8 protein-coding genes are annotated in these 9599 nt (G+C 72.2%); all 8 read left to right on the forward strand.

Annotated features, from left to right (window positions below; translation table 11 throughout):
* Window positions 1-250: 250 nt before the first annotated feature.
* The 8 genes from ACFV5N_RS19665 to ACFV5N_RS19700 all read left to right on the forward strand — a co-directional run bounded on the left by ACFV5N_RS19665 (window position 251) and on the right by ACFV5N_RS19700 (window position 9454).
* Window positions 251-1282, forward strand: a complete 1032-nt coding sequence (locus ACFV5N_RS19665; protein ID WP_385601339.1) for a LacI family DNA-binding transcriptional regulator — start codon at window positions 251-253, stop codon at window positions 1280-1282.
* Window positions 1283-1350: 68 nt separating this feature from the next.
* Complete coding sequence (locus ACFV5N_RS19670; RefSeq protein WP_385601341.1) at window positions 1351-2583, forward strand: extracellular solute-binding protein; 1233 nt, start codon at window positions 1351-1353, stop codon at window positions 2581-2583.
* Between the two features lie 7 nt (window positions 2584-2590).
* Window positions 2591-3562 (forward strand): carbohydrate ABC transporter permease, encoded by a 972-nt coding sequence (locus ACFV5N_RS19675; RefSeq protein ID WP_385601344.1) that lies wholly within the window; start codon window positions 2591-2593, stop codon window positions 3560-3562.
* A gap of 6 nt (window positions 3563-3568) precedes the next feature.
* Window positions 3569-4435 carry a carbohydrate ABC transporter permease gene (locus ACFV5N_RS19680; protein ID WP_385601346.1) on the forward strand — a complete coding sequence of 289 codons (867 nt, stop codon included), beginning with the start codon at window positions 3569-3571 and terminating at the stop codon, window positions 4433-4435.
* A 61-nt stretch (window positions 4436-4496) separates the two neighbouring features.
* The gene (locus ACFV5N_RS19685) at window positions 4497-5897 is read left to right on the forward strand and encodes a GH1 family beta-glucosidase (RefSeq protein ID WP_385601348.1); all 1401 of its coding nucleotides are present in this window, start codon (window positions 4497-4499) and stop codon (window positions 5895-5897) included.
* 82 nt (window positions 5898-5979) lie between these two features.
* Window positions 5980-8289, forward strand: coding sequence for an alpha-xylosidase (yicI, locus tag ACFV5N_RS19690; protein WP_385601351.1), 2310 nt, complete (start codon window positions 5980-5982; stop codon window positions 8287-8289).
* A gap of 128 nt (window positions 8290-8417) precedes the next feature.
* Entirely contained in the window at window positions 8418-9065 is a 648-nt protein-coding gene (locus tag ACFV5N_RS19695) for an endonuclease (protein WP_385601353.1), read from the forward strand.
* 86 nt (window positions 9066-9151) lie between these two features.
* Complete coding sequence (locus ACFV5N_RS19700) at window positions 9152-9454, forward strand: DUF3140 domain-containing protein (protein ID WP_385601356.1); 303 nt, start codon at window positions 9152-9154, stop codon at window positions 9452-9454.
* Window positions 9455-9599 lie beyond the last annotated feature (145 nt).

A 9599-nucleotide genomic window follows, 5' to 3' on the forward strand; every position in this document is an offset into this window, starting at 1 on the left:
AGCGCGCCCCGGCCTGGCTGACGGCCCTCCCGGCGGCAGGGAGGGGCGGCTGACCCGGGGGGAGCCGGGGCGCCGTCACGCGTGCGTCCCGGGCGGGCACCTGGCGTGATACAACACGGAACGTCAAAGATCTTTCCGGAACCCCTTGTCCGCACCGCCCGCCGCCGCTTAGCATCTCGCCACTGCTTCGAATCGATTCGACGAATCGATTCGAACCGGCCGGCGTTGGTGGAGTCCGTGAGGGAGCGGGATGGCAACGATCAAGGATGTCGCCGAACGGGCGGGGGTGGCGCCCAGCACCGTCTCCTATGTGCTCAGCGGCTCCCGCAAGATCTCCGAGGAGACCCAGAACGCGGTCCGCACCGCCATCCGCGAGCTGGGCTACCATCCGCGCGCCAGCGCCCGCGCCCTGCGCAGCGCCCGCAGCGACGTCATCGTGCTGGCCGTGCCCCGGGAGACGGGCAAGTACCGGGCGATGGACGGCCGGTTCGCCATCGAGTTCAGCGACGCCGCGCGCGGCCACGGCTACGACGTCCTCATGATGACCGACCAGGACGGGGTCGGCGGGCTGCGCCGCATCGCCCGCAGCGGGCTGGCGGACGCCGCCGTGCTGATGGCCGTCCAGGTGCAGGACCCCCGGGTGGCCGCGCTGCGCGAGCTGCGGTTCCCGACCGCGCTGCTGGGGCACGGCAGCGAGCACGACGAGGCCGACGTCCCGTGGGTGGACCTCGACTGGGAGGCGGCGGTCTCCCTCGCGGTGCGCGAGACGGCCGCGGCCGGGCACCGGCGGATCGTGTTCCTGTCCTCCGCCGACCACGAGATCGAGGCACGGCGCGGCTACGCCATGCACGGTCTGGACGGGGCCGGGGCCGCCGCCGCGCACACCGGCGCCGATGTCCGCGTCCAGCAGTCCAGCGGCGACCCGCAGGTGCTGGCGAAGCGGCTGCGCGAGGTGCTGCTGACCGACCCGGCCACCCGGCCCACCGCCCTGGTGGTGCAGCATCTGATCCTGCTGCCCGAACTGCTGCGGGAGCTGGCCGTGCTGGGCCTGAAGGTGCCCGAGGACCTGAGCGTGGTGCTGGTCGGCACGCTGCCGGACGAGCCGGCCCTGGCGGGCTTCCCCCGGATCGAGCTGCCGGTGGGCCGGATGTCGGCCGCGGTGGCGGAGCTGGCCGTGGCGGCGATCGCCGCCCGCCCGGGCGCGGTCGCGCCCGCGCCCGAGGTGTCGCACCAGCTCATCACCCCGGTCATGGCCGAGGGGGCGGTGATTCCGCCGCCCTGACCGCGCCCGGGCCACGGCCCGCCGTCCCCGGCTTTCCTTCTCAACGTCGCGAATGGAAGACACACCCCATGGCACGACCCCGCAGACGCATACCCGTCTCCGCGCTCGCCCTCACCCTCGCCGGTGCCACGGTCGCCGCCGGGCTCACGGCGTGTGCCGCACAGCCGGACCCCGGCACGGTCACGGTGCTCAACTCCGCGACCGACACCGCCGAGCACTCCGCCAACCAGGACTTCTTCGACGCCTGCGCCGAGCCGCTCGGGCTGCGCGTCCAGCAGATCAGCGTGCCCGCCGACCAGGTCGCCACCAAGGCCCTGCGGATGGCGTCCTCCGACTCGCTGCCGGACATCCTCGAACTGGACGGCTCCGAGCTGTCCCAGTTCGCCGAGACGGGCGGGCTGCGCCCGCTCCCGGAGACCGGCTTCGACGCCCAGGGCTTCTCGGACAGCGCCGTCTCGCTGGGCTCCTACGACGGGGTGCAGTACGGCGTGGCCCGGTCGGTGAACTCGCTGGCGCTGATCTACAACACCACCCTGCTGGCCGAGGCCGGACTGGAGCCGCCCACCACCTGGGAGGAGTTGCGCGGCACGGCGGCGGAGCTGACCGGCGGCACCACCTACGGCATGGCGTTCAGCGCCAGCCCCAACGCGGACGGCGTGTACCAGTTCCTGCCGTTCTTCTGGTCGGCCGGCGGCGACGAGGCGCGGCTGGCCGAGGGCACCGGCGGGCAGCAGGCGCTCCAGCTGTGGAAGGACCTGGTGGACGACGGGTCCGCCTCCCGGTCGGTCGTCAACTGGAACCAGCAGGACGTGAACGACCAGTTCGTCTCCGGCCGGGCCGCGATGATGGTGAACGGGCCCTGGCAGGTGCCGGTGCTCAGCGCGCAGGACGCGGTGGACTGGGCGGTGGCCTCCATCCCGGTGCCGCAGGCCGGTCAGGACCCGGTGCCGCCGATCGGCGGCACCGTGATGACGGTGCCCAAGAACAGCGACCCCGAGCGGGAGCGCAACGCCGGGGCGATCCTCAACTGCCTCAACTCGCAGGAGAACCAGCTGGCGTGGGGCGAGCGGGTCAACAACGTGCCGACCCGCGCCGACGCCGCGCAGGCCTACCGGGAGCTGCATCCGAAACTGGCGCCGTTCGCCGATCTGGTGGCCACGGCGCGTTCGCGGACCGCCGAGGTGGGGACGCGCTGGCCGATGGTGGGCGACGCGCTCGCGGGTGCCTTCCAGTCCGTGCTGACCGGCCGCTCCACCCCCGAACAGGCGCTGAACCGGGCCGCGCAGCAGGCCGGGGAGTGAGGACGGGATGACGACGACGACCGAGACGACCCCGGCGGGCGGGACGGCCGGGACGGACACGGGTCCCGTGCCGAGCGCGCCCCGTTCGGCCGCCCGGCGGCGCCGGCTGTACCAGTGGCTGTTCGTGGCGCCCGCGGTGCTGTATCTGCTGGCGTTCTTCGGGTTCCCGCTGGTGCGGAACATCCTGATGAGCTTCCAGGAGTTCACGCCCACCACCTATTTCACGGGTGAGGCGCCGTTCAACGGGTTCGACAACTGGCGCGCGGTCTTCTCCAACGAGCTGTTCGGCGACGCGCTGTGGCAGACGGTGCTGTTCACGATCGGTTCGCTGGCCGGGCAGTTCACCATCGGTCTGGCGCTCGCGGTGTTCTTCACCCGGCGTTTCCCGCTCTCCGGTGTGGTGCGCGCGGTGCTGCTGCTGCCGTGGCTGGTGCCGATGGTGGTGTCGGCCGTGGTGTGGCGGCGAATCATGGACGAGGACCACGGCGTCCTCAACAGCTTCCTGAAGACGCTGGGGCTGACCGGTGACGGGGTGCCGTGGCTGTCCAGCCCGAGCGTGGCGCTGCTGTCCGCGGTGCTGGTCAACATCTGGATCGGCATCCCCTTCAACATGGTGATCCTGTACGGCGGTCTCCAGGAGATCCCGCGGGAGGTGTACGAGGCGGCGGCGCTGGACGGCGCCGGCCCGTGGCGTACGTTCCGCAGCATCACCCTGCCCATGCTGCGTCCGGTGGTGACGGTGGTGCTGGTGCTGGGCTTCATGTCGACGGTCAAGGTGCTGGATCTGATCCTGGCGCTGACCGGCGGCGGCCCGGCGGACTCCACCCAGACGCTGGGCACCATGACGTACCAGCTGTCCTTCATGCAGCTCGACTTCGGTCAGGGCGCCGTGGTGGGCAATGTGCTCATCCTCGTCAGTGCCGTGTTCGCGGTGCTGTATCTGCGGGTCAACCGGGCCCAGGCCGGTCAGGGGAAGTGATCGACGATGACGACGACCGAGACCGTGACGGAGCCGGTACGGGTGAAGGCCGCGGCGAAGGCGCCGGGGGCGAGGCGGAGTTGGCGCTCCACCGTACTGGCCCTGCTGATCCTGGCCGTGATGCTGTTCCCGGTGTACTGGATGATCTCCACGGCGCTCCAGCCGCACTCCAGCATCGCCGCCACGCAGCTGCTGCCGACCTCGCCCAGCCTGGACAACTTCCGGGCCGCCTTCGACACCCAGGGCGGTTCGCTGCTGACGAGCCTGGTGGTGTCGCTGGGCGCGGTGGCGGTGTGTCTGGCGCTGGCCGCTCCGGCGGCGTACGGGCTGGCGCAGTTCGGGCTGCGCGGCAGCCGGGGCATCGTGTTCGGCACACTGATCACCCAGATGGTGCCGGGGATCGTGGTGGCGAACGCCCTGTACAGCGCGTACGCCGAGCTGGGCCTGGTGAACTCCTACGCCGGGCTGATCCTGGCGGACGCCTCGCTGGGCCTGCCGTTCGCGATCGTGCTGCTGCGCGCGTTCATGGTGTCGATCCCGTCCGAGGTGATCGAGGCGGCGATGGTGGACGGCGCGAACCGGTTCACGGCCTTCGTGCGGATCGTGCTGCCGATGAGCCGCAACGCCCTGATCACCTCGGGCCTGTTCGCCTTCCTCTTCGCCTGGGCCGACTTCATCTTCGCGCTGACCCTGAACACCACCGACGACGTGAAGCCGGTGACGCTGGGCATCTATCAGTTCATCGGCGCCCATGTCAGTGACTGGGGCGCGGTGATGGCCACCGCCGTGCTGTCCGCGATCCCGGCCGCCATCCTGCTGGTGGTCGCGCAGAAGTACATCGCCGCCGGGATCTCCGGCGGATCGATCAAGTGAACCGGCCCGCCCCTTCTCTCCGTCCTGTCCGCAGCTCCTCCGTGAGGGATGTGCTCCGCCCATGACCGACACGCCCGCTTTCCCCGCCTTCCCGCCCGGCTTCTTCTTCGGCGCGGCCACCGCCAGCTACCAGATCGAGGGCGCCCACGACGTCGGCGGGCGCGGCCCGTCGATCTGGGACACCTACTCCCGTACCCCCGGCAAGGTCGCTCGCGGTGACACCGGGGACGTCGCCTGCGACCACTACCACCGCTACCGGGAGGATGTGGCGCTGCTGAAGGACCTGGGGGTGGACAGCTACCGCTTCTCCATCGCCTGGCCCCGGATCCAGCCCACCGGCAGCGGCCCGGCCAACGCCGAGGGCCTGGACTTCTACGACCGGCTGGTGGACGAGTTGCTGGCCTCCGGTATCGCCCCGGCCGCCACGCTGTACCACTGGGACCTGCCGCAGGCCCTGGAGGACCTCGGCGGCTGGCGGGTGCGCGCGACGGCGGAGCGGTTCGCCGAGTACACGGCGCTGGTGGCGGAGCGGCTGGTGGACCGGGTGCCGCGCTGGATCACCCTGAACGAGCCGTTCTGCAGCGCCTTCGTCGGGTACGCGATCGGCCGGCACGCGCCCGGGGCCCAGGAGGGGGCCGGCGCGCTGGCGGCGGCGCACCATCTGCTGGTCGGCCACGGGCTCGCGGTGCAGGCGCTGCGCGCGGCCGGTGCCGGGGAGGTCGGCATCACGCTCAACCCGGACCGGCTGCTCCCGGCGACCGGCTCGGAGGCGGACGCCGGCGCGGTGCGCCGGGCGGAGACGCTGCACAACGAGGTGTGGTTGGACCCGCTGTTCGCGGGCCGCTACCCGCTGCACGAGGACGAGACCTGGGGGGAGCTGGCGCGGGAGGCCGCCGCCTGCCGGCGCGAGGGGGATCTCGATCTCATCGCCGCCCCGCTGGACTTCACCGGCATCAACTACTACCGGCCGATCACGGTGACCGACGCCCCGTTCCGGGACCCGGACCCCGCGACCAGGACCGCCGTGGACATCCGGGTCGAGGAGACCTGGCGCGACGACGTACGGCACACCACCATGGGCTGGCCGGTGGTGCCGCACACCTTCACCGATCTCCTGGTGGACCTGCGGCGGCGCTACCCCGCGATGCCGCCGCTGGTCATCACCGAGAACGGCTCGGCGGAGGCGGACGTCGTCTCCCCGGACGGGCAGGTCCACGACAGCGACCGGGTGGAGTACCTGGCCGGACATCTGGCGGCGGTGGCGGACGCCGTGGCGGCCGGGGTGGACGTCCGGGGCTACTACGTCTGGTCCCTGCTGGACAACTTCGAGTGGGCCTACGGCTACGAGCAGCGCTTCGGCATCGTCCGGGTCGACTACGAGACGCTGGAGCGGCTCCCCAAGGACAGCTACCACTGGTACCGGCGTCTGATCGCCGCGCACCGGGACCGTACCGCCGGCTGATCGCGCACCGCACGGTGCGGCGGCACAGCACCAGCACCAGCACCACCAGCAGCAATTCGGATTCCGAGGAGCAGGAGACGCAGTGAAGTTCACCGATGGCTACTGGCTGACGCGCTCGGGCGTGAAGCTGTCCTACGCGACCGAGGTCGCCGACGCTACGGTCGCGGACGGCAGGCTCACCCTCTACGCCCCCGTCCGGCAGGTGCGGACCCGGGGGAACACCCTCAACAGCGCGCTGCTGACGGTGGAGTGCTCCTCCCCCGCCGAGGGGGTGATCGCGGTGCGTTCCACCCATCACGCGGGCAAGGCCGAGCGCGGCCCCGAGTTCGCGCTGCACGCCGACGAGGCGCACAGCACGGCGAAGGTGGCGCGGGACGGCTCGGTGCTGGAGTTGTCCAGCGGTCCGCTGTCCCTGCGGGTGGACACCGAGGGCCCCTGGCAGCTGGACTTCGTCGCCGACGGCCGGGTCCTGACCACGGCCGGCAAGCGCGGGACCGGCTTCGCGGAGCAGGAGGGGCGGCACTACTCGCTGGGCCAGCTGTCGCTGGGGGTCGGCGAGCTGGTGTACGGGCTGGGCGAGCGGTTCACGCCGTTCACCAAGAACGGCCAGACGGTGGACATCTGGCAGGCGGACGGCGGCACCGCCAGCGAGCAGGCCTACAAGAACATCCCGTTCTACCTCACCAACCGGGGCTACGGCGTCTTCGTGCGGCACCCCGGCAACGTCTCCTACGAGATCGCCTCGGAGTCGGTGGGGCAGATCCAGTTCAGCGTCGAGGACCAGTCGATCGAGTACCTGGTGGTGTACGGTCCGACGCCCAAGGAGATCCTGGACCGGTTCACCGCGCTGACCGGGCGCCCGGCGCTGCCGCCGGCCTGGTCGTTCGGGCTGTGGCTGTCGACGTCCTTCACCACCGACTACGACGAGGAGACGGTCAACCGCTTCGTCTCCGGCATGGCGGAGCGCGAGATCCCGCTGAGCGTCTTCCACTTCGACTGCTTCTGGATGAAGGAGTACCAGTGGTGCGACTTCACCTGGGACCCGGATGTCTTCCCGGACCCGGAGGGCATGCTGCGCCGGCTGAAGGAGGACCGGGGGCTGCGGATCTGCGTGTGGATCAACCCGTACATCGGGCAGAAGTCGCCGCTGTTCGCCGAGGCCAAGCGGCTGGGCCACCTGGTGCGCACGGCAGGCGGCGATGTGTGGCAGTGGGATCTGTGGCAGGCCGGGATGGGTCTGGTGGACTTCACCAGCCCGGCGGCGCGCGCCTGGTACCAGGACAAGCTGCGCACGCTGCTGGGGCAGGGCGTGGACTGCTTCAAGACGGACTTCGGTGAGCGCATCCCCACCGATGTGGTGTGGCACGACGGCTCCGACCCGGAGCGCATGCACAACTACTACACGCAGCTGTACAACGAGGCCGTCTTCGAGGTGCTGACCGAGGAGCGCGGGGAGGGCGAGGCGGTGCTGTTCGCGCGCTCGGCCACGGCCGGCGGGCAGCAGTTCCCGGTGCACTGGGGCGGCGACTGCGAGTCGACGTTCACGGCGATGGCGGAGTCGCTGCGCGGCGGCCTGTCGCTGGGGCTGTCCGGGTTCGGGTTCTGGAGCCACGACATCGGCGGTTTCGAGGGCACCCCGACGCCGGAGGTCTTCAAGCGGTGGGTGCAGTTCGGGCTGCTGTCCTCGCACAGCCGGCTGCACGGCTCCAACTCCTACCGGGTCCCGTGGGACTACGACGAGGAGGCGGTGACCGTCACCCGCGATTTCACCCGGCTCAAGCACCGGCTGGCGCCGTACCTCTTCGAGGCGGGCCGCCAGGCGCGGCGGCACGGTACGCCGGTGATGCGGGCGATGGTGCTGGAGTTCCCGGAGGACCCGGGCACCCACACCCTGGACCGGCAGTACATGCTGGGCGGCGATCTGCTGGTGGCGCCGGTGTTCGAGACCGGCGGCGAGGTGGAGTACTACGTGCCGGCCGGCACCTGGACCCATCTGCTGAGCGGTGAGCAGATCCAGGGCCCGGGCTGGCGCCGGGAACGCTTCGGCTTCGACTCGCTGCCGCTGCTGGCCCGGCCGGGCTCCGTGATACCGCTGGGCGACGCGGAGCAGGCGGCCCGGGGGGTGGAGTACGCCTGGGCCGAGGGCGTCACCCTGCGGGTCCACGCCCCGGTGGACGGGGCGGAGACCGTGACGGAGCTGCCCGCTCCGGACGGTTCCACGGCGGTCACCTTCCGTACCCGGCGGGACGGGGAGCGCGTGACGGTGCGCGCCGAGGCCGCGCCGGGCACGGAGCCGGGCGCCTGGCAGGTGCAGCTGGCCGGCCCGGCCGGGTACGCGGAGCCGGTGGCCGCCGAGGGGGACACCGTGACGGTGACGCTCGCGGCGGGCTGAGCGGTACGGGGCCCCGTGACCCGGGGCGGGTCACGGGGCCCCGGCACGCATGGGCGGGCGCGTGGCGGGCACCCGGGGGCGGTGCGCGGCGGTGCCGCGGGTTGTCGTCGTCCGAGGAGTGGTTCCGGGTGAGTGGGAAGAGGGAAGCGCTGGCGCACGCCGTGGTGGAGCGCTGCGGCCAGACGTACGCGGAGCAGGCCGGTATCCGGCTGCGGGACACCCCGGCGGCCCTGTACCAGGTGCTGGTCCTGGCGCATCTGCTGTCGGCGCGGATCAAGGCGGATGTCGCGGTGGCGGCGGCACGGGCGCTGTTCGACGCCGGGATGCGGACTCCGGCCGGGATGGCGGAGGCGACCTGGCAGCAGCGGGTGGACGCGCTGGGCGAGGGGCACTACCGGCGTTACGACGAGCGGACCGCGACCCAGCTGGGTGACGGGGCGCAGCTGCTGCTCGACCGGTACGGCGGGGATCTGCGGCGGCTGCGTGCGGACGCGGGCCCGGACGAGGTGTCCGACCGGCTGCGGGAGTTCCCCGGCATCGGGCCGCTGGGGGCGGCGATCTTCCTGCGCGAGGTGCAGGGCGTGTGGCCCCGGTACGCGCCGTACATCGACGGCAAGGCGCTGGACGGTGCGGAGCGGGTGGGGCTGCCGAGGTCGCCGAAGGCGCTGGACGGGCTGGTGCGGCGGAATGAACTGCCCCAGCTGACAGCGGGGTTGGTGCGGGTGGCGCTCGACAAGCGGCTGGCCGAGGATGTGCGCTCGCTGGCGCGCGGCTGACGGCATGCGCCGCGCGGGGGGTTTTCACGCTCAGTCATCCGGGGACGCCTTGCGGGGCATGAATGCCACGGTGTGCTGGAGGATGGATGAGCGGTATCGACATGGGTGAACTGGACCGGCTGTGGGCGGAGTTCCGTGGAGCGGTGAACATGACCTCGCACGAACTGGCCGCCTGGCTGCGGACCGCGGGCAGCGATCCGGCGCAGGACCGGGGCCACCGGGTCCTGGCCATTCTGCGGAAACGGCGGGTCGATGTGACGGCCGATGACGCGCGGCTGATGCGGGAGGTCCTGGCGACGGTCCGCGCCGCCACCACCGCCCCGGGCGGCGCGGCCGGGGGCGATCGCCGCTACCGGCTGATGTCGCTGGGCCACGACCCGCTGCGCTGAGCCGGACGGGCGCGACGGCGCGGTGCGGCGTCCCGGCTGACCGCCGGGGCGGACGGGCGCCGCGCGGCCGGGCCGGGAGGGCGCCGCGCGGCGTCCTCCCGGCCGGTGGCGGCGGGCCCCCGGGGCGTCACAGGCCGTATACGCG

This window comes from Streptomyces sp. NPDC059853 (assembly GCF_042731495.1).
GTDB lineage: Bacteria > Actinomycetota > Actinomycetes > Streptomycetales > Streptomycetaceae > Streptomyces.

What these genes read in the sequence shown, in the direction of transcription:
- ACFV5N_RS19665 (WP_385601339.1), top strand. Translation starts at nt 251, where the DNA reads ATGGCAACGATCAAGGATGTCGCCGAACGGGCGGGGGTGGCGCCCAGC.
- ACFV5N_RS19670 (WP_385601341.1), top strand. Translation starts at nt 1,351, where the DNA reads ATGGCACGACCCCGCAGACGCATACCCGTCTCCGCGCTCGCCCTCACC.
- ACFV5N_RS19675 (WP_385601344.1), top strand. Translation starts at nt 2,591, where the DNA reads ATGACGACGACGACCGAGACGACCCCGGCGGGCGGGACGGCCGGGACG.
- ACFV5N_RS19680 (WP_385601346.1), top strand. Translation starts at nt 3,569, where the DNA reads ATGACGACGACCGAGACCGTGACGGAGCCGGTACGGGTGAAGGCCGCG.
- ACFV5N_RS19685 (WP_385601348.1), top strand. Translation starts at nt 4,497, where the DNA reads ATGACCGACACGCCCGCTTTCCCCGCCTTCCCGCCCGGCTTCTTCTTC.
- ACFV5N_RS19700 (WP_385601356.1), top strand. Translation starts at nt 9,152, where the DNA reads ATGAGCGGTATCGACATGGGTGAACTGGACCGGCTGTGGGCGGAGTTC.